The sequence below is a fragment of the Sphaerotilus sp. genome (assembly GCF_031429695.1).
Lineage (GTDB): Bacteria > Pseudomonadota > Gammaproteobacteria > Burkholderiales > Burkholderiaceae_C > Sphaerotilus.
In genome coordinates, this window is sequence record NZ_JANPAB010000079.1 from 1 (window position 1) to 19,821 (window position 19,821).

18 protein-coding genes are annotated in these 19,821 nt (G+C 67.6%); 6 read left to right on the forward strand and 12 right to left on the reverse strand.

Going from position 1 to position 19,821, the window contains the following annotated elements; translation table 11 throughout:
- Positions 1-1,183 precede the first annotated feature (1,183 nt).
- Positions 1,184-1,408 carry a hypothetical protein gene (locus RMP06_RS15355; RefSeq protein WP_310462663.1) on the forward strand — a complete coding sequence of 75 codons (225 nt, stop codon included), beginning with the start codon at positions 1,184-1,186 and terminating at the stop codon, positions 1,406-1,408.
- 14 nt (positions 1,409-1,422) lie between these two features.
- On the opposite strand, the gene RMP06_RS15360 is transcribed toward RMP06_RS15355, so the two are convergent.
- From RMP06_RS15360 to rimO, 4 genes are all read right to left on the reverse strand, one after another.
- Positions 1,423-1,818 (reverse strand): type II toxin-antitoxin system VapC family toxin, encoded by a 396-nt coding sequence (locus RMP06_RS15360; RefSeq protein ID WP_310462664.1) that lies wholly within the window; start codon positions 1,816-1,818, stop codon positions 1,423-1,425.
- A complete protein-coding gene (locus RMP06_RS15365) occupies positions 1,815-2,060 on the reverse strand; it encodes a FitA-like ribbon-helix-helix domain-containing protein (protein ID WP_310462665.1) in 246 nt (81 codons plus the stop codon). Before RMP06_RS15365 ends, RMP06_RS15360 begins: the two co-directional genes overlap by 4 nt.
- A gap of 78 nt (positions 2,061-2,138) precedes the next feature.
- Positions 2,139-3,353 carry a PLP-dependent transferase gene (locus tag RMP06_RS15370; protein ID WP_310462666.1) on the reverse strand — a complete coding sequence of 405 codons (1,215 nt, stop codon included), beginning with the start codon at positions 3,351-3,353 and terminating at the stop codon, positions 2,139-2,141.
- Positions 3,350-4,747: a 30S ribosomal protein S12 methylthiotransferase RimO gene (gene rimO / locus RMP06_RS15375; protein ID WP_310462667.1), complete on the reverse strand. Its 1,398-nt coding sequence runs from the start codon at positions 4,745-4,747 to the stop codon at positions 3,350-3,352. Before rimO ends, RMP06_RS15370 begins: the two co-directional genes overlap by 4 nt.
- Before the next feature lie 56 nt (positions 4,748-4,803).
- On the opposite strand from rimO, the gene mnmC1 reads away from it, so the two are divergent.
- Complete coding sequence (mnmC1, locus tag RMP06_RS15380) at positions 4,804-6,471, forward strand: FAD-dependent 5-carboxymethylaminomethyl-2-thiouridine(34) oxidoreductase MnmC1 (RefSeq protein WP_310462668.1); 1,668 nt, start codon at positions 4,804-4,806, stop codon at positions 6,469-6,471.
- A gap of 190 nt (positions 6,472-6,661) precedes the next feature.
- Here the strand turns inward: mnmC1 and RMP06_RS15385 are convergent, their stop codons facing one another.
- From RMP06_RS15385 to RMP06_RS15400, 4 genes are all read right to left on the reverse strand, one after another.
- Positions 6,662-8,020, reverse strand: coding sequence for a DNA recombination protein RmuC (locus RMP06_RS15385; RefSeq protein WP_409050182.1), 1,359 nt, complete (start codon positions 8,018-8,020; stop codon positions 6,662-6,664).
- The gene (locus RMP06_RS15390; RefSeq protein ID WP_310462669.1) at positions 8,017-8,658 is read right to left on the reverse strand and encodes a YceH family protein; all 642 of its coding nucleotides are present in this window, start codon (positions 8,656-8,658) and stop codon (positions 8,017-8,019) included. Before RMP06_RS15390 ends, RMP06_RS15385 begins: the two co-directional genes overlap by 4 nt.
- Before the next feature lie 22 nt (positions 8,659-8,680).
- Positions 8,681-9,463 carry an SDR family oxidoreductase gene (locus RMP06_RS15395; protein WP_310462670.1) on the reverse strand — a complete coding sequence of 261 codons (783 nt, stop codon included), beginning with the start codon at positions 9,461-9,463 and terminating at the stop codon, positions 8,681-8,683.
- A 114-nt stretch (positions 9,464-9,577) separates the two neighbouring features.
- Complete coding sequence (locus RMP06_RS15400) at positions 9,578-10,066, reverse strand: hypothetical protein (RefSeq protein ID WP_310462671.1); 489 nt, start codon at positions 10,064-10,066, stop codon at positions 9,578-9,580.
- A gap of 266 nt (positions 10,067-10,332) precedes the next feature.
- On the opposite strand from RMP06_RS15400, the gene RMP06_RS15405 reads away from it, so the two are divergent.
- On the forward strand, positions 10,333-12,018 hold the full coding sequence (locus tag RMP06_RS15405) for an electron transfer flavoprotein-ubiquinone oxidoreductase (protein ID WP_310462672.1): 1,686 nt from the start codon (positions 10,333-10,335) through the stop codon (positions 12,016-12,018).
- Positions 12,019-12,030: 12 nt separating this feature from the next.
- Here the strand turns inward: RMP06_RS15405 and RMP06_RS15410 are convergent, their stop codons facing one another.
- The 3 genes from RMP06_RS15410 to RMP06_RS15420 all read right to left on the reverse strand — a co-directional run bounded on the left by RMP06_RS15410 (position 12,031) and on the right by RMP06_RS15420 (position 14,077).
- Positions 12,031-12,747 carry an EAL domain-containing protein gene (locus RMP06_RS15410; protein WP_310462673.1) on the reverse strand — a complete coding sequence of 239 codons (717 nt, stop codon included), beginning with the start codon at positions 12,745-12,747 and terminating at the stop codon, positions 12,031-12,033.
- A gap of 18 nt (positions 12,748-12,765) precedes the next feature.
- Entirely contained in the window at positions 12,766-13,221 is a 456-nt protein-coding gene (locus tag RMP06_RS15415) for a BLUF domain-containing protein (protein ID WP_310462674.1), read from the reverse strand.
- Between the two features lie 73 nt (positions 13,222-13,294).
- Positions 13,295-14,077, reverse strand: a complete 783-nt coding sequence (locus tag RMP06_RS15420) for an enoyl-CoA hydratase (protein WP_310462675.1) — start codon at positions 14,075-14,077, stop codon at positions 13,295-13,297.
- A gap of 128 nt (positions 14,078-14,205) precedes the next feature.
- On the opposite strand from RMP06_RS15420, the gene RMP06_RS15425 reads away from it, so the two are divergent.
- Genes RMP06_RS15425 through RMP06_RS15435 form a run of 3 tightly spaced genes read left to right on the forward strand, consistent with a single transcriptional unit; the run spans position 14,206 to position 19,026 of the window.
- Positions 14,206-15,480 (forward strand): HlyD family secretion protein, encoded by a 1,275-nt coding sequence (locus RMP06_RS15425; protein WP_310462676.1) that lies wholly within the window; start codon positions 14,206-14,208, stop codon positions 15,478-15,480.
- Between the two features lie 22 nt (positions 15,481-15,502).
- Positions 15,503-17,680: a peptidase domain-containing ABC transporter gene (locus tag RMP06_RS15430; RefSeq protein WP_310462677.1), complete on the forward strand. Its 2,178-nt coding sequence runs from the start codon at positions 15,503-15,505 to the stop codon at positions 17,678-17,680.
- A complete protein-coding gene (locus RMP06_RS15435) occupies positions 17,677-19,026 on the forward strand; it encodes a TolC family protein (RefSeq protein WP_310462678.1) in 1,350 nt (449 codons plus the stop codon). Before RMP06_RS15430 ends, RMP06_RS15435 begins: the two co-directional genes overlap by 4 nt.
- Here the strand turns inward: RMP06_RS15435 and RMP06_RS15440 are convergent.
- On the reverse strand, positions 19,015-19,821 hold an 807-nt coding region (locus RMP06_RS15440), incomplete at its 5' end, for a phytanoyl-CoA dioxygenase family protein (protein ID WP_310462679.1). The genes RMP06_RS15435 and RMP06_RS15440 overlap by 12 nt on opposite strands.

Genomic DNA, 19,821 nt, shown 5'->3' on the forward strand with positions numbered 1-19,821 from the left:
GCATAAATAAAGTCTTTGAAATCAATAGCTTGCAATCACTCTAGAGCAGTTTTTAGGCCAATTTCCGGAAAAATCACTTCGAAGTCTTCGTAAGTCGTTGATTTCATGATAAATTTTCATTCGAGTTATGCAACAAAGCCGATACAAGATAAAAAATCTGATGTCGCAATGGCACTGTGCGTGACCAATCTAGCCGCCGTAGCGATGACCACAGCGGCAAAGTTCGTCGAGCAGGTGTCTAGTCGGCAGATACGGTGCGTACCAGCATTTTTTCGGAGATTTTCAGGATTTAAATCCTGAGCGCTATGGGATTCCATCCGTGGACAGACAAGCAACTACGGCGCTACTGCGACAACTCTGCCGGCTGCGCGTCAGCAACTGCTCCAAAAAATTGACCACTCGGGATTGCATCGTGCATTTAAGCCGGTTTAATGAAACTATTCAACTACAATATTTATTTGATTGCGAAATTTATACAAAAATTCTTTGAGGTCGTTTATGGCAATAAAGTGGGGTTCTACAGCAACTATCTTCGCAACTCTAGCCAGTATTGGCTGTGACGCACCACGCGAGAAAAGGCCCGTGCTGCATCAACCAACTGTCACCGCGCAGACTGTGCCACCACCACAAATTGAGATTCCAACCTCTACGACCATACCTGCTGCTGCCCCAACCAATCAGTACTCCCCGTTGATTTTTAAAGGATACGTCTGCACGATTGACTGCTCTGGCCACGAAGCCGGCTACCGTTGGGCCGAAGATAATGACATCGATGATCCTGACGACTGCACTGGCAACTCTAATTCGTTCATTGAGGGTTGCCGATCTTACGTCGAGGAACAGCAGGGGGAATCCAGCGCCGACGAGGAAGAAGACGAAGAGTAGTATTCGTCTCTCATTCATCCTGGTATTCTGCGTTCTAGCAGATCCACTGGCGTCCAGTTATTCTACCTCTACCTCGAAAACTCTTTGCCAAACAATAGCTTCTTCAACGAATTCGGGCGACGCAATCTCCCAATTGCGAGCAATGGCGCGAAAGAGGACCGCCGAGTCAAGTTGCGCGAAGCTGCTGCACGTGTCCGAGACAGCCTGAACCCGGAGTTTCGGCAGCTTGGCGCCGACCAGATCATGGGTTTTCTACGCGGTGACGAGATCCCCAGAACATCACTTAACTCCTGCAGCCATGCCGATCGCCATGAAGCCAAAAACTAGCTGTCCAGCTTTTACCCCGGCGCAAATCGCAGCTTCCCTGGAAGCCGCCACGCCTGCCGTGGAAGCTGCGCGCCGCGTGGACTGGAGCAAAGCCGTCGTTACACCCGGTGGTGGCGTGGCCGAAACGATTTCTCAGTTGCGACGTGCGCGGGAGACGCCCCTGCCCTCGGCAAAGTCCGCCAAAACCGGCGACTGACTCAGCGAGTTGCCTCAGGCGGTGCTCAACGCGATGGCGCGCCCTGGAAATGCACGCAAGATTTTCTTGTCCATCGTCACCAACCTGGTTTCGAGCCGCATCGCCAGCGCGACAAACTCGCAGTCGTAGGCGGAGCAATCGCTGCTGCGCACCAATTCCAGCACCGCCAGGGAGTCGATCTGAAACTCGGCATCGGCCAGCAGGTGTTCCGCTTCCTGCTGCAGCGTGTGGGCCAGCTCCAGGGTGATCATGTTGCGCCGCATGTAGCCGGCCAGGATGTTCCTGAATTCACTGCGCCACAGGACGGGAGCGGCCCAGTCCGGGTCGCGCTGCAGCAAGGCTTCGGCCACGGCGGTGTACTCGCCCGGCAGGTAGAGGTAGGCCAGGATGTTCGAGTCCACGACGATCATGGCCGGCCCGCCTGCTTCATCGCCTCGATGTCGGCGGCGGCGAACTGCTGACCGGCCAGCGCACCGCGCAGCTCGCGCGCACGGGCCAGACGCTCCAGCGGTGGCATCTTGCCGGGCATCAAGGCCGCCTCCAGGCACACGATGGCTTCGCTGTTCAAGCTCCGGCGGTGGCTTTCGGCGGCAGCCTTCAGGCGCTCGTAGACAGCGTCCGGGATGTTCTTGAGCGTCAAGGTGGTGGGCATGATTGCATCCATTTTGGAACCAAAACGGTTGCATTGTAACCAAGGCGCACTCACTGGCGAGGGTTCAAGCAGTCCCTGTCATTCAGCGTGCCCAAGCGCCATCCGCGCCAGCGCCTGCCCCAGATCCCCCACCAGATCCTCCACCGCCTCCAGCCCGATGCACAGCCGCACCAGCGTCCCGCGGTAGGGCGTCGCCAGCGAGCGGATCGACGCACTGCGGTACGGCACCGCCAGACTCACCGGCCCGCCCCACGACCAGCCGATGCGGAACAGCCGCAGCGCATCGACAAACGCATCGGCCTGCGCCGCGCTGAACCGCGGATCGAATTCGACCGTGACCAGCCCGGCCGCCGCCGAACACAGTTCCGCCCAATGCGCGTGGCCCGGCGAGTCCGGCAACGCCGGGTGCAGCACACGCACGAATTCGTCCCGGCCCTGGCACCACGCGGCGATGCGCCGGCCCGCCGCATCCTGCGCCGCGTAGCGCAGCGCCAGCGACGGCAGCGAGCGCAGCACCGTCTCGACATCGTTCACACCGACACACAGGCCGAGCCGGCTGTGGCACAGGGTCAGGCGCTGGTACAGGCGCTCGTCGCGACACGCCACCGAACCCATCAGCACATCCGCGCCGCCGGACGGGTACTTGGTCAGCGCATGCACCGTCACGTCCACCGCCAGACCATCGCCGAGGTCGAAGGCGTTGAACGCGATCCCGGCGCCCCAGGTGTTGTCCAGCGCGATCACCGCCTGTGGCGCCTGCGCCCGCACGCCGCGCACCAGCGCCCGCAGATCCGGAAATTCCAGCGTCACCGAGCCGGGTGCCTCCAGCCAGACCAGCCTGGTCTGCGGTGTCAGCGCCGCGAGCAGCGAGGCCGGGTCCATCGGGTCGTACACCCGGTGTGTGATGCCCCACTGCGCCAGTTCATGGCTGGCAAAGCTGCGGCTCGGGCCGTAGACGTTGTCGGGCAGCAGCAGCTCGTCGCCCGACGCCAGCAGCGCCATGTCCACCAGCGTGATCGCCGCCAGCCCGCTCGGGGCGAGGATGACGTGCTGCGCGCGCTCCAGCGTGGCCAACCGTGCTTCGAGCGTGAAGGTCGTCGGGGTGCCGTGCAGGCCGTAGGTGTAGGCGCTCTTGTCCACCCAGCGCCGTTCGCGCAGCGCCGCGACGCTCGGGAAGAACACCGACGACGCCTTGAACACGCCCGGCGGCAGCGCGTCGAACCCGGCCGGCGGGGTGTACGGGTGGTGGATCAGGCCGGTCGTCAGCCGATCCGTCCCGGCGGCATCACTCACAGCAGTTCGCCCACCAGGTCGTGCCCCGACGTACCGACGATCCGCACCCGCGCGAAGTCGCCGACCTTCATCGTCTTCGATGCCTTGGTCGGCGGCAGGATCTTCACCGTGCCGTCGATCTCGGGCGCATCGGCATAGGTGCGAGCCACGCCGCCCTTGCGCCCCATCGACGGCGCGCTGTCCACCAGCACCTGCATGGTCGAGCCGACGCGGCGCTGCAGCTTGGCCGTCGAGACGGCTTCGGCCACCGCCATGAAGCGGGCGCGGCGCTCCTCGCGCACGGCGTCCGGCAGCGCGCCGTCCAGCGCATTGGCCGGCGCGCCCTCGATCGGCGAGTAGGCGAAGCAGCCGGCGCGGTCGATCTGCGCTTCCTTCAGGAAGTCGAGCAGGTACTCGAACTCGGCTTCGGTTTCACCAGGGAAGCCGGCGATGAAGGTCGAGCGCACGACGATCTCGGGGCACGCCTCGCGCCACTTCAGCAGCCGCTCCAGGTTGCGCTCGCCGCTCGCCGGCCGCTTCATGCGCTTGAGCACGTCCGGATGCGCATGCTGGAACGGCACGTCCAGATACGGCAGCACCAGCCCCTCGGCCATCAGCGGCAGGATCTCGTCGACGTGTGGATACGGGTAGACGTAGTGCAGGCGGACCCAGGCGCCGTGCTGCTTCGCCAGTTCGCCGAGCTGCGCGACGAGGTCGAGCATCTTGGTCTTGACCGGCTTGCCGTCCCAGAACCCGGTGCGGTACTTGACATCGACGCCGTAAGCGGAGGTGTCCTGGCTGATGACGAGCAGCTCCTTCACGCCGCCCTCGAACAGCGCCCGCGCCTCGTTCAGCACATCGCCGATCGGCCGCGAGACGAGGTCGCCGCGCATCGACGGGATGATGCAGAACGAGCAGCGGTGGTTGCAGCCCTCGCTGATCTTCAGGTAGGCGTAGTGCTTGGGCGTCAGCTTGATGCCGGCGGCGGGCACGAGGTCGATGAAGGGGTCGTGCGGCTTGGGCACGTGCAGGTGGACGGCGTCCATCACCTCCTGCGTCGCGTGCGGCCCCGTGACGGCGAGCACGCTGGGATGCATCTGGCGCACAAGGTTGCCGCCAGTGTCGCCCGTCCTGGCGCCGAGGCAGCCGGTGACGATGACCTTGCCGTTGGCGGCCAGCGCCTCGCCGATGGTGTCGAGGCTTTCGCGCACGGCGTCGTCGATGAAGCCGCAGGTGTTGACGATCACCAGATCCGCGCCCTGGAAGGTCTTGCTGGTGGCGTAGCCCTCGGCGCTGAGCTGGGTCAGGATCAGTTCGGAGTCCGTGAGCGCCTTCGGGCAGCCCAGCGAAACGAACCCGATGCGGGGGGTCGGCGCAGCGGCCGAGGCGGTGGAATTGGTGGCGAGATCACTCATGGCGTGAATTGTCCCTCAGTCGCGGACAATGCCCGGCCCCACCGATGACGCCACGCATGTCGATCCCCTCCCCGCTCCCCGATTTCCTCACCGCCAGCGGCTTGCCGGCACGCTGGCAAGGCCGAGAGCGGCTGGTGGTACTGGACCTCGGCCCCGGCGCGGCCGCACGGTTCGAGGTACTGCGGGCCGCGTGGTGCGCCGACCCGCTGCGCTGCGAGCGGCTGATCGTCCTGGCACTCGACGGCCCGGACAGCACCGACCACGCGGACGGCCGGGTGCAATGGATGCGCCTGTCCGGCGAGCCAGAAACCGCGTTGCGCGGCGTGCAGGCACAGGTGGATGCCTTCTGGCTGGGCGAGGCGCTGGCAGTGTCGGACGATCTGCTGAAGCGCCTGCACCGGCTGGCCGCACCCGCGGCAACGCTCTGGTCGGCCCGACCGGACACCGACTGGCACACCCGCTTCCCGCCGCGCTACATCCCGCCACGGCCGGCCGCGTTCCGCCCGCCGCACCAGGGGCCGCGCGAGGCGCTGGTCATCGGCGCCGGGCTGGCCGGATGCGCCGCAGCGTGGGCGCTGGCACGTCAGGGCTGGTACACGACCCTGCTGGACCGGCAGGCTGCACCTGCGCAGGAAACCTCCGGCAATCCGGGCGGCCTGATGCACGGCACGTTCAATGCGCCGGACAGCCTGCACGCACGCTGGTTCCGCGCTGCATCGCTGCTGACGGCGCGGCTGGCCAGGCCGGCGATTGCGTCGGGGGCGGTCGCGGGCGATCTGAGTGGATTGGTGCGGCTGGAAAACCGCATCGACGCGGCACAGGCTGCGGCGCAACTGGCGCAGGTCGGGCTGTCCGCCGAGTACGTGCTCTGGATTTCCATCGACGAGGCGCGCGCATGCACGGGGCTGCCGGTCGAGTCCGGCGGCTGGTTCTACACCCAGGCGGGCTGGTTGTCACCGAGCGACTGGTCTCGCTGGTTGCTGGCACAGGCCGTATCGGCCGGGCTGGCGCAGTTTCGGGGGCAGATGGCCGTCGAGGCCCTGCGCCGCAGCCCGGCAGGTGGCTGGCAGGCGCTGGACAGCCGCGGCCGGGTGCTGGCCGAGGCACCAATCGTCGTGCTGGCCAACGCCCACACCGTCGATCACCTGCTGTCGCCCCACAGTGCAACAACCACTGCCCTGCAGGCCGTGCGAGGCCAGACCACCCTGCTGGGTGCGGATACGCCGGGTCTGTGCCCGCCGCGGCGGGCCTTGTCGGGCCAAGGCTACGGCCTGACGCTGCCGGACGGCCGGGTGCTGACGGGCGCGACGAGCCGGTCCGATGACCTGGACGGCACCCTGCGCGCCGCGGACCAGCAGCGCAATCTGGAGCGTGCAGCGCGGCTCGGCATCTGCCCGGCCGCGCTGGCGAGCCCAATGGCGCTGCCCGTCACCGGCCGTGTCGGCTGGCGCGCCACCACACCCGACCGGCTGCCGCTGATCGGCCCGCCCGTGGACCGGGACGCCTGCGACGCTGCGCGTCTGAATGGACGAATCCGGCTGGACAAGCTGCGCCACCTGCCCCGCTGCCAGGGCGCGGACCACGGATTGTTCGTGTTTGCCGGTCTCGGCTCGCGGGGCATCACCAGCGCCGCGCTCGGCGCCCAGGTGCTGGCGGCGTGGGTCAGCGGGGCGCCCTTTCCTGTCGAGGCCGCGCTGCGGGATGCGCTGGATCCGGCGCGGTGAACCGCACCGGTTTTCGCAAATTTGCGCAAAAAAAAGGCGACTCCCGGAGGAGCCGCCTTGTCAAGCAATGGAGTCTTCAGGACCAACTACTCCATCGAATGGAAATGACACAGGACCAGCGGTCCCGAGCGTAAGCACTTCGGGCAGGCTCGAACAGGGCGTGGCACCCCGTACTCGCAGGCCATCCCCTTCACTCAGGGGGGATCGCTGGAGGGAGTTCGCGCGGGGATGCAGTCGGTTCCGGCGACTCGACAGCACGCAGCTGGCGTGCCATTGCACGGGTGCGCACCTCGGCGGATTCGATGGTCTGGCTGGCTTCGTGCAGTTTCTTCCGCGTCTTTTCGAGCACCTCGCCAAAACGCGAAAATTCGATTTTCACAGCCCCCAGGATGTTCCAGACCTCCGCACTGCGCTGCTCCAGCGCCAGCGTGCGGAAACCCATCTGCAGGCTGTTGAGCATCGCCAGCAGCGTGGTCGGCCCGGCCAGCGTGACACGGTGGTCGCGCTGCAGGCGCTCGTTCAGGCCGGGGCGGCGGAGCAGTTCGGCGTAGAGCCCCTCGGTCGGCAGGAAGAGCACGGCGAAGTCCGTCGTGTGCGGCGGGGCAAGGTACTTCGCGGCGATGGTGCGGGCCTCATCGCGCACCCGCAGCTCCAGCGCGCGGGCAGCCAGCTCGGCGGCGGGCTTGTCGGCACGGTCCTGCGCGTCGAGCAGGCGCTCGTAGTCCTCGCGCGGAAACTTGGCATCGATCGGCAGCCAGACCGGCGCCTCCAGACCCGCGGCGCCGCGCCCTGGCAGCCGGATCGCAAACTCCACCCGGTCATTGCTGCCCGGCACGGTGACCACGTTGGTCGCGTATTGCCCGACCGTGAACACCTGCTCCAGCAGCGCCGCGAGCTGCACCTCGCCCAGCAGCCCGCGCGTCTTCACATTGCCCAGCACCCGTTTCAGATCGCCGACACCCTGCGCCAGCGTCTGCATTTCGCCCAAACCGCGGTGCACCTGCTCCAGCCGATCGGCGACCTGCTTGAAGCTCTCGCCGAGGCGGGCCTCCAGCGTGGCGTGCAGCTTCTCGTCCACGGTCGCGCGCATCTGTTCGAGCTTGCGCTCGTTGTCGGCCTGCAGGCTGGCCAGGCGCTGCTCGACGCTGAGCTGCACGGCGTCCAGCCGCTGCTCCATGGACTGCTGCAGTCCGGCAAGCCGGCGGTCGTTCGCCTCGGTGAGCTGGCGCAGGTGCTCGGACTGGGTGCGGCTGGCCTCGCCGGTCTGCGTCAGCAGCAGCCGCTGGAACTGCGACAGCGCGCCGCTCAGCTCCTGGCGGGTGCCGCGGGCGCTGCCCTGCACCTCCGTGCGCAGCTCGCGTTCGAGGCGCTCGCTGTGGGCATGGCCGGCATCGATGATGGCGTCGGCGGTGGCTTGCAGGCGCTCCGCATCGGCCAGCGGGTCACCGGTCTCGCGGTCGGTCCGCTGGCGCCAGAGCAGCCACGCCAGCCCGGCCGCCTGCAACGCCGCCAGCACCACCAGGCCGACGAGCAAGACCCGGTCCGTCACCCCAGGTCCGCGCCCAGCGCCGCGGCCAGCCGGCCGAGCTGCCCACGCAGTTCGGCCACCTCGGCACGCAGCACGGCAACGTCCTCGGCCAGACCGGCATCGGACGTGCTGGCCGAGGCCGATTCGCTGGCCAGCGACTCCAGCCCGGCGTCCCCGCACAGCAGGTGCACCCAGCGCGACTCGCGCGCGCCCGCCACACGGGGCAGCTTGCGCACCCGCGACGGCGATTTCTCGGCCAGCTCGTCGAGGAAACCTTCGACCGACGACACATCGGCGAAGCGGTGCAGCCGTTCGCAGTGCAGCCGAAGCTCGGCGGCCGTCTGCGGGCCGCGCAGCACCAGCAACGTCAGCAGCGCCGCCGCCGCCCCCGGCACGCCGAGCACCCGCGCCAGGTTGTGTTCATAGCGCACGACCCGAGCGCCGCTGACCTCATTGACCAGATTCAGCGTCTTCAACTCCTCGATCGTGGCCAGCACTTCGGCATCGCCCAGCGTCATCACCGGCTCGCGTGCGGTCTTCTGGTTGCACCCGGCGCACAGTGCATTCAGCGACAGCGGATAGGAGTCGCGCACGGTCGCCTCCTTCTCCACCAGCACCGCGACGATGCGCGCCTCCAGCGGCGTCAGGTTCCGTCTCATCGGCAGCCTCCTTGCGTCTGCCTCAGAGGCCGAAGCCGTCGTCGGCCTGGATGACGGCGCCGTTGATGAAGCGGCTCTCGTTGGCGCACAGCATCATCAGCACCGCGTCCAAGTCCTGCGGCGCACCCAGGCGCTTGCGGGGCAGCATGTGGATCAGCTTCTGGCCAGCGTCGGTTTGCCAGTGGTGGTGGTTGATCTCGGTGTCGATGTAGCCGGGGCAGATGGCGTTGACATTGATGTCGTACTTGCCCCACTCCAGCGCCATCGCGCGGGTCATGTGGATCACCGCCGCCTTGCTCATCGCGTAAGGCCCGATCTGGCTCAGCACGCGCAGACCGGCCATCGAGGCGATGTTGACGATGCGCCCGCCCGTGTAGGTACCGGGCGCGGCGCCACGGGCACGGGCCACCATGCGCTTGCCGACTTCCTGCGCGACGAAGAAAGCGCCGCGCACATTGGTGTCGAACACGAAATCGAAATCTTCGGGGGTGACATCGACCAGCTTCTGCGTAGTGCTGACGCCGGAGTTGTTGATCAGGATGTCGAGCACGCCGACCTCGGTCTCGGCGTGGGCCACGGCAGACTTGATGCTGTCGATGTCGGTGACGTCCAGTTCGACCACGTGGGCGTCGCCGTCCGCAGCCTCCAGTTCGGCACGCAAGGCCTTCAGGCGATCGATGCGCCGGCCCGCCAGGACGACCGCGGCACCCGCACGAGACAGCACCCGTGCGAACTGTGCACCCAGGCCACTCGAAGCGCCGGTGACGAGGGCCACACGGCCGGACAGATCGATGGGGTAGCTCATGGACTTGCTCCTCTTCAGGTGTTGGACAACGTGATGGACAACGTTTTCTTCACCTGAAGATAGCACGGCCCATGCAGGCGGCCTGTCACGCCTGCACCGTCCTTTCGGCGTTCTTCAGCGCATCAACTGGCGCACATGCGCCAGGGCAACACGGGTGCGGTGCAGGCGTGCCGTGGGTGATCTGCGCTCGTAGCGGGCCAGATCGGACAGGAGCCCCTGGACGAGACAATCGGCTGCAGCGCGTTCACCGACCAGCAGCTCGATCTCCTCGACATCGGCCTCGTCGATCTCGTAGGAATCCAGCAGCACATCCTCGCTGGCCGCGATCTGCCCAAAGAGATCGGCATGGCGGGCAAACACATCGGGGTTGACCAGGCGTATGCGGCTGATGACCCGACCGGCCAGCGACTGCAGCAATTCACACGGCGGCAATCCGACGCGCCGCGAGAGCACGTCAAACAGCACTTCAAGCTGCGGGGCTGGATACAGGTCCAGCCGTTCCTCGTCATGGCTGTCCGGCACATTGGTACCGAACAGGATGGCCTCGGCCATGGGCGCACCGTAGCGCGCTTCGACCATGTTCACGAATTCGGAAACCAGCAAACCCAGCATCGGACACCCCACATTGGCAAACGGCTTTGCGGGTGACCCCCGTCTGCAAGCCGACACGATCAGCTTAGGCGAGCCTGAATTGAACAATCCGTAGAAATGCCGGGCTTCTCGCGTTTATCTTTTCGGGACGCCGGGGGCTGCGAACAGCCTCACGGCAGGGGTTCACGGCTTCAAAAAAGAACGGTCGTTCTTTTTTTGTCTGAAGCCCGTTAGAATCGCGACCGCCCCGCACGACCCCACCACCAAAAAGGACGCCCATGAGCCCCCAGGAGATCCTCGACCAGTTCGGCCCCCGCGACGCGATGGAGTACGACGTCGTCATCGTCGGTGCCGGCCCCGCCGGACTGGCGGCTGCCATCCGCCTCAAGCAGCTCGCCGTGGCCAGGAGCCAGGAGTTGTCGGTCGTGGTGATCGAGAAGGGCTCGGAGCCAGGCGCGCACATCCTCTCGGGCGCCGTGATGGACCCGATCGCGATGAACGAGCTGTTCCCTGACTGGAAAGAACGCGGCGCCCCGCTCACCCAGCCTGTCACCGCCGACGAGGTGCTGTTCCTGTCGGAAACCGGCGCCACGAAAACGCCCCAGGCGCTCATCCCCGACTGCTTCCACAACCACGGCAACTACGTCATCAGCCTCGGCAATGTCGTGCGCTGGATGGGCGAGCAGGCCGAGGCGCTGGGCGTCGAGATCTTCCCCGGCTTCACGGCCGCCGAGGTGCTCTACGACGAGCAAGGCCGCGTCAAGGGCATCGCCACCGGCAACCAGGGTGTCGGCAAGGACGGCGAGCCGAGCGACAGCTTCCAGATCGGCATGGAGCTGTACGCCAAGTACACGCTGTTCGCCGAAGGTGCCCGCGGCCACCTCGGCAAGCAGCTGATCGCCAAGTTCAAGCTCGACGCAGGCAAAGACCCGCAGAGTTACGCCCTCGGCATCAAGGAACTCTGGGAAATCGACCCGGCCAAGCACCAGCCGGGCCTCGTGGTCCACACCGCCGGCTGGCCGATGGCAGCGGATACCTACGGCGGCGGCTTCCTCTACCACCTCGACGACAAAAAGGTCACGCTCGGCTTCGTCACCGGGCTGGACTACCAGAACCCGTGGCTGAGTCCCTTCGAGGAAATGCAGCGCTGGAAGACACACCCCGCGATCCGCAAGTATCTGGAGGGTGGCAAGCGCCTGGGCTACGGCGCCCGCGCCATCACGGCCGGCGGCCTGCTGAGCCTGCCTAAAACGGTGTTCCCCGGTGGCGCGCTGATCGGCTGCGAGGCGGGTTACCTGAATGCGGCCCGCATCAAGGGCAGCCACGCCGCGATCAAGACCGGCATGTTGGCCGCGGACGCCGCGTTCGAGGCGCTGGCCGCCGGCCGCCAGCAGGACGAGCTGAGCGCCTACCCGACCGCGTTCGAGTCGAGCTGGCTCCACGCCGAACTCGACAAGTCGCGCAACTTCAAGCAGTGGTTCAAGAAGGGGGTCTACGTCGGCTCGCTGATGACGGGCATCGAGCAGTGGCTGCTGCCCAAGCTCGGGTTTGCTGCGCCACCGTGGACGGTCCACCGCGACCAGCCCGACCACACCCGCCTGCGTCCGGCCAGCGAATGCGCGAAGATCGACTACCCGAAGCCGGACGGCGTCATCACCTTCGACCGCCTGAGTTCGGTGTTCATCTCCAACACCAACCACGAAGAACACCAGCCCGCGCACCTGACGCTCAAGGACGCCCGCGTACCGGTGGAGATCAACCTCGCGAAGTACGCCGGCCCCGAGTCGCGCTACTGCCCGGCCGGCGTCTACGAATTCGTCAAGAACGAAAACGGCAGCGACCGCCTGCAGATCAACGCGCAGAACTGCGTGCACTGCAAGACCTGCGACATCAAGGATCCGACGCAGAACATCGTCTGGGTCACGCCGGAAGGCGGCGGTGGACCAAACTACGCGGGGATGTGAGGCAGTGGGGCGTCAGCGGCGGGGGGGCACCGCCACACCCGGCAGTGCCTCGAAGCCCGGTCGGGCAAACAGATAGCCCTGGAACAGCGTCACACCCTCGTCGGCCAGCCAACTGAACTCGTCCACCGTCTCGACGCCTTCGGCGATGGCGTCGATACCCAGATCGGTGCAGGCGCTGAGGATCGCGCGGACGATGGCCTGTCGCGGCCCGCTGCGCTCGATGCCACGCAGCAAGGCCATGTCGAGCTTGAGGATGTCGGGCTGGAACTCCGCCAGCAGGTTCAGCCCACAGTAGCCCGCGCCGAAATCGTCGATGGCCAGCTTCAGCCCCTGTGCCCGGTAGGTCTTGATCAGTCGGGCAAAGCGCGCCACGTCATCGATCACCTCCCCTTCCGTGACCTCCAGCACCAGGCGGCTGATGGGCAGACCACTCAGGCTCGCCGCCTCGAACATCGGGGTCAGAACGTCCCGTTGACTGAACAGACTCTGCGGCAGGAAGTTCAGGTTGAGCTGGGTGCGGATGCCGAGCCGGGCCGCCAGCGCGATGGCGACTTCGCGGCCGTGCGCGTCGAATTCGTGCAATTCCCCCTGTGGCACACCGCTCAACACGCTGTGCGCCGACTCACCTTCCGGCCCGCGGATCAGCGCCTCGTACGACACCACCGTACCACTGGGTGCATGCACGATCGGCTGAAAGGCGAAGGAGAAACGGGGCAGTGAAAATGGCATGGGGGTGGTCAGCTCACGTCAGACCTGCATATCCTGACACTGCACACGCCGGTGCCAGCGACCGGCACTGAACGCCTGCAGCAGCTTCTTGGCGCGTCCGCCATCGATCTGGTCGAGCGTGTGACCTGCCCCGAAAAAATCGTTCAGCCCCGGCATCTCCGCTCGGTCCACCTCATCCAGCCGGGCGAACCCCATCGTCCAGGCCGAGAAACTGCGCAGGGCAATCGGCTCGTGGATGATCTCGACCACCCGGTGGTGCCGCGGATCGGTGGCGATGTGGGCATACAGCTGCGCCACCGCAGCCCCCGGGCCTTCCAGCACCTGAAAGAAATTGCCCCGGTCATGCAGCAGCATGCCGGTCACGCCAAGCGCGGCATTGCACACCCGTGCACGGGCCAGCAGGGCCACCAGATCGTCCGCACGCATGTCGCGCGTGGCCGTGCTGGCGTAGATGCAATGAACCAGATCAGACATGTTCGGACCCCCACCGATGGACTTGTATCGACAGGCCATCCGCCGAATTGAGCGGATCGGCCACCCGCCAGGCTCACCAGTTGGGTGGCCGCTTGTCAATGAACGCCTGCACGCCCTCCAGCGCGCTGTCGTCCATCATGTTGCAGGCCATCGTCTGCACCGCGGTCTGGTAGGCCGCCTCGACACCCATCTCCAGCTGGCGGTAGAACAGCGCCTTGCCCATCGCCACCGCGGCACGCGGCTTGGCAACAATGCTGGCCACCAGGCGCTCGACCTCCGCATCCAGTGCTTCCGCCGGCACGACACGGTTGACGAGCCCCTTGGCGAGTGCGTCGTTCGCGGACAGGAACTCGCCCGTCACCAGCATCTCGAACGCCGTCTTGCGCCCGACGTTGCGTGACAGCGCCACGCTCGGCGTCGCGCAGAACAGCCCCAGGTTCACGCCGCTGACCGCAAAACGTGCCGTCTCCACCGCCACCGCCAGATCACACGTCGCCACGAGCTGGCACCCTGCCGCCGTCGCCACCCCGTGGACGCGGGCAATCACCGGAACCGGCAGGCGCTGGATCGCCAGCATCACCTTGCCGCAGCGGGTGAAGAGGTCGCGGTAATAGGCCAGGCTCGGCTCGGCACGCATCTCCTTCAGGTCGTGGCCAGCGCAGTAGGCGCGCCCGGCCGCAGCCAGCACGACGCAGCACACGGAAGCGTCGTCCGCCAGCGCATCCAGTTCGGTCTGCAGTGCGGCGAGCATGGACTCGGACAGCGCGTTGAAGGCGCTCGGGCGGTTGAGCGTCAGGGTCACGACGCCGCGGGCGTCCTGGGTCCGCAACAGCAGGGGTGCATCGGGGTTTTGCATGGTTCTGGCTCCGTGGCGTATCGATGATTCGGCAATTTCGCGATTCTCCGTGATCGGAACGCCTGCGTGGTGGGTCACGCCGGTGCATGGTTTCGTCAACAATCAGAACATTAAGATACAACTGCGCCATGCCCCCCACCCCGCCACCTTCGCCGCTGTTTCGCCACGAAGCCCTGAACGCCCACCGTGCGCAGCAATGCGGGGACATCGTGCTGCTGCCCACCGTCTGGTCCGCTGGAGTGGCCTGGGCTTCGCTGCTGCTAGTGGCTGGGCTGGTGGCGCTGCTGGTGTTCGGCAGCTACACCCGGCGCTCGACGGTCAGCGGGCAGGTCTACCCGGACGCGGGACTGATCCGCATCACGAGCAGCCAGCCCGGCGTGGTGGTGGAGTCCCACGTCCGCGAGGGGCAAGTGGTGCGGCGCGGCGACGTGCTGTTCGTGCTCAGCGGCGACCGGGCGGGGCCGGATGCCCTCGATTACCAGCGGGGCATCGCCGCCCAGATCGAGGCCCGCCGACGGTCGCTCGAAGCCGATCTGGCGCGCATCGGCGGCGCGGAACAGCAGGAGACGGCCCAGTGGCGTCGCCGCATCGACTCGCTCGAAGCGGAGACCGGGCGCACCGCGGTGCAGGCCACGCAGCTGCGCTCCCGCGTCGCTGGCGCCCGCAATGCGGTCAGCCGCTACACGGGGCTGGCGCGCCAGGGTTACGTCTCGCAGGACGAACTGCAGTTCCGGCAGACGGAGCTGGCCCAGTTGCTCGCCCAGTCCGAAGGCATCCAGCGGGAAACACTCGGTCTGGAGCGCGAGCGCGACACCGCACGCCGGGAGATCGACGCACTGCGCGTGCGCTACGCCACCCAGCGCAGCGACCTGGAGCGCGCCATCCTGTCGGCCCGCCAGGAATTCACCGAGATCGAGGCACGGCGCCGCATCGTGGTGTCCGCCCCCGCGGACGGCACGGTCACCCTGCTGCGGGCCACGGTCGGCCAGAGCCTGGAGCCGGCGCGGGCGCTGTGCCGGCTGGTGCCGGCGACGGCGCAACTGGTGGCGCGCCTGTATGCGCCGAGCCAGGCGGCCGGCTTCATTCACCCGGGAACGCCGGTGCTGCTGCGCTACGACTCGTTTCCGTTCCAGAAATTCGGCCAGCAGGCCGGCACCGTGCAGGCCGTCTCCAGCGCCGCGGCCACACCGGTCGAGCTGGACGAGGCAGCCATCCGACCTGAACTGGCGTCCGAGCCGCTGTTCGCGGTCACCGTCACGCTGCCCGAGGGGCTGCGCACCACCACCGGCCAGCGGCTGCCGCTCCAGGTGGGCATGAAGATCGAGGCCGACCTCATGCACGAACAGCGCCGCCTCGTCGAATGGATGGTCGAGCCGCTGCTGGCCATGCGCGCACGCCTGTGACCTCCCAACGACCAGCCCCCGCATGAACCTCCTCGACAAGCTCGACTTCGGCTGGCGCCGGCGCATCCCGGTCGTCCTGCAGACCGAGGCCGCGGAATGCGGCCTGGCCTGCCTGGCAATGCTGCTCGACCACTTCGGCACGACCACCGACCTGGCCACGCTGCGCGGCCGGCACGGCACCGTCCCGCAGGGCATGACGCTGGCCGATCTGGTCCGAGTGGCGACGGCCGAGAAGCTGGGCACGCGCGCGGTGCGGGTCGGCCTGAGGGAACTGCCGGAGGTGCGCCTGCCCTGCATCCTGCACTGGGACCTGGGCCACTTCGTGGTGCTCAAGGCCCGCCGCGGCAAGCGCTGGCTGGTCGCGGACCCGGCGCGGGGCGAGCGCTGGATGACCCGCCGTGACATGTCCCCCCGCTTCAGTGGCATTGCGCTGGAGGTGTGGCCCACGGACAGCTTCGTGCCCCGCCAGGAGACGCAGCGGGTCTCGCTGCGCCAGCTCGTGGGCCGCGTGCACGGGCTGTGGCCGACGCTCTGGCGGGTGCTCGCCGTGTCGCTGGCGCTGGAACTGCTGGGGCTGCTGAGTCCGCTGTTCATGCAGTGGATCGTGGACCACGTCGTGGTGTCGGGCGATATGGGGCTGCTCACCACGCTCGGGCTGGGCTTCCTGCTGCTGCAGGTGGTGCAGCAGGGCATGACGGCCCTGCGCGTGCTGATGGTGCTGCGGGTCGGCACGCAGCTGCGTGTGCAGTGGCGCTCGAACGTGCTGAACCACCTGCTCACGCTGCCGCTGGACTACTTTGCCCGGCGCCACCTCGGTGACGTGATGTCGCGCTTCGGCTCGATCAGCAACATCCTGCAGGTGCTGACCGGCGCGTTCGTCGAGACGGCGCTCGATGGCCTGATGGTGCTGCTCTCGCTCGGGCTGATGTGGGCCTACAGCCCGGCCCTCACCGGGGTGGCGCTGGTGTCGGTGGCCCTGTATGTCGCGGTGCGCCTGCTTTGGTACGGGCCGCTGAAACAGGCCACGGCCGAGCGCATCGTCCGCGCCGCGATGGAGTCGAGCCACCTGCTGGAAACCGTGCGCGGCGTGCGCACGATCCGGCTCTTCTCGCGCCAGGCCGAGCGCCTGTCGGCCTGGCAGACGCTGATGGTCGCCGACGTCAACGCCAACCTGCGCATCCAGCGCCTGGACATCTTCTACAAGCTGGCGCGCCGCACGCTGTCGGGGGTGTTCACGCTGGCCATTCTCTGGATCGGTGCCCGCAACGTCGTCGGCGGCACGCTCAGTCTGGGCATGCTGCTGGCCTTCCTAGCCTACCGGAACCAGTTCGACACACGCGTGTCCGATCTGGTGAACCGCTGGTTCGAGCTGCGCATGCTCGGCCTGGATGCCGAACGCCTGGCCGATATCGTGCTCACCCCGCCAGAAGCGGACACCGGGAGCCGCGGCACAACCGGCAAACCACCCATCGCCTTGCGTCCCCCAGCCCTGCAGCTCGCTGCACTGCAGTTCCGCTACGCAGAAGGCGCGGCGAACGTGGTCGATGGCCTGGACCTCGTGATTCCTTCGGGCCAGGCGGTGGCGTTTTGCGGGCCATCGGGCTGCGGCAAGACCACGCTGGTGCAGCTCCTGCTCGGCGTCTACCGGCCGCAGCAGGGCCAGATCCGCGTCGATGGCGTGCCGCTCGACCAGATCGGGCTGGACGCCTGGCGGGCACGCATCGGCACCGTGCTGCAGGACGACGTGCTCTTCGCCGGTTCGATCGCCGACAACATCGCCTTCTTCGACCCGACGCCCGACCGCGGCCGCATCGAACGCAGCGCCCGCCTGGCCGCCGTCCACGAGGACATCGTGCGCTTCCCCATGCAGTACCAGACGCTGGTGGGCGACATGGGCACGACCCTGTCCGGTGGACAGAAACAGCGCGTGCTGCTGGCGCGTGCGCTGTACCGCATGCCAACGGTACTGGTCCTCGACGAGGCCACCAGCCACCTCGACCTGGCCCGCGAGGCCCAGGTCGGCCAGGCCATTGCCCGGCTCCCCATGACACGGATCATCGTTGCCCACCGGCCGCAGACGCTCGCCCTGGTGGACCGGGTGATCGAGCTGGCCGACGGCCGCATCCTGCGCGACGAGACCGCCTTGCAATACGCGGCCCGACTCGGACTGCCACCCCGAACCCTCCAGGAACGCCCATGACCCTTCCCAGCAAGCCCGCGACGGCGGTGCGCATGCTGTCGCTGCTGCCCCTGCTGCTGTCGATGGGCAGCCCAGGCCACGCCTGGACCGGCGATGCGCGGACCTGCGCCGCCGCGCCACCCCTCGACGGCCGCCAGAACCTGTCGATCCAGACCGCTGTCAGCGCGGCCGTCTGCCAGCGGGCGGGGCTGCAGCGCCGCTCGGGTCTGGTCGCGCAGTCGCAGGCGGCGCTCGACCGCGCGCAAGGCCGCACGCTGCCCTCGGTCACGCTCGACGCCAGCGCCGGCACGTCCACCGATGTCAGCGCCTCGCGGTCACTCACGGCGCGGCTGTCGTGGGTGCTGTTCGACTTCGGCGCCACCAGCGCCGCCGTGCGCCAAGGCCGCGACGCACTGGCCGCCACACTGGAGGAACAGAACGCCGACGTGCTGGACGCCGTCGCCGAGACCGCGCAGCTCTTCACCGCCGCCCAGGTCGCCCAGGGCCGCCATGAAGCCGCGGTCCTCAATCTGCGCACGACGCAGGACAGCCTCGCCGCCGCGCAGACCCGACAGGGCGCCGGCGCCGCCAGCGTGACCGATCAGTTGCAGGCGCAGACCGCCGTCAGCCAGGCCCGGCTCGACCACGCCCGGGCCTACAACGAAGCGGTGGTGGCACGCGGCGCACTGTCGCTGGCGATGGGACTGGCCTCGGGCGATCTGCAGGCGCGGCTCGACACGGACGACACCGAGGCCGCCCTGGCGATCAAGGACGTGGACATCCGCGCGCTGGTGGACGAAGCGCGCGAACGCCATCCGCGGGTGCTCGCTGCGCAGGCACGGCTCAGCGAAGTCGCCTCGCGCCAGACCGCCATCCGTTCGGAGCGCTGGGGCGCGGTCGGACTGAGCGTGAACGCCGGCCGTGACCGCTCGACCGTGGATGGCAGCTCCCGGCCAGCCGCCGCCGCCGCGCTGACCTGGAGCATTCCGCTGCTGGACCGCGCCGACCGGGAGGCGCGGCTGCTGGACGCCATGGGCGACGCCCGTGTGCGGGAATCGCGGCTGGAGGATGCCCGCCGGCAGAGCGAAGGCCAGGTCTGGAAGGAAGGCCACACCCTGATCGGCGAGCGGCGCGCCCTGCGGGAGAGCCGCCTGGTGCTGGGCAGCGCCGAGCTGACGCTGAAGGCCGCCAGCGAACGCTTTCGCCAGGGTGTCGGCGGGTTCCGGGATGTGCTGAATGCGCAGACGGTCGTGACTGGGGCGCGCTACCAGAGCGTCGACGTGGATGCCCGGGTGCGGCAGGCCCAGTGGCGCCTGGCTGCCGCGACCGGGCGCCTGGGGCCGCTAGGCGCCGGGCTAGTCCGCTGACGACTGCGTGGCAATGCGCCGCTCGTCCGCCCACCACGCCAGCAGCCTGCGCAGCCGCCGAGGGGCCGCGTCCAGCAGCGCGGTCGAAAACCGCAGCGGAGGTTGCTGCCCGTAGTTGCGGGTATCGCGGAACCAGGGACGGTTGAACACCAGCGTCAGGATCGGGCGAACCTGCTCGGAGCGGTTGGCCAGTCCCCGGTGCAGGCAGCGGTAGTCCAGCAGCAACCCGGAACCCAGCGGCAGCAAGGGATCGTGGAAGGCTTGCTGCTCGGCCTCGTCGCTGGGCACGCGGTGGGTGCCCTTGTAGACACGGGTCGTGCCGTTGAGCGCCGTCAGCGGCACCAGCGGCACCATGAGCTGCAGCGCGAAGCTCGGCAACGTGTGGTGCCACTCGGTGTCCGGAAACAGCGGTGGGTGGTCCTTGTGCAGGCGCTGGTCCCGGCTGCCGGGCAGGGAGATGGCGGAGGTGTACGCCCCCAGCACGCAGTCCTGGCCCAGCAGGGACTGCACCAGTGGCAGCAATTGCTCACTGGCCGCCAGTGCCGCGGCACCGTCCACCCGGTCCATGTCCACGGTGAACATGTAGCGCTTGTGACCGAGCTGCAGGGCATCGGGATGGTCGCCTGCGTGGAACTGGTCGGCATACAGCGCCGAAAAGGTCTGCTGCAGCGCCTGGATGCGCTCGGCGGGAAACAGGTGATCGATCTGCAGCACGCCATGGGCCTGGAACAGCTCGGCCGCCAGCGCCAGCGTGTCGGCGTCCAGCCGCTGCCGGACCTGTTCGTCCGCGTTCAG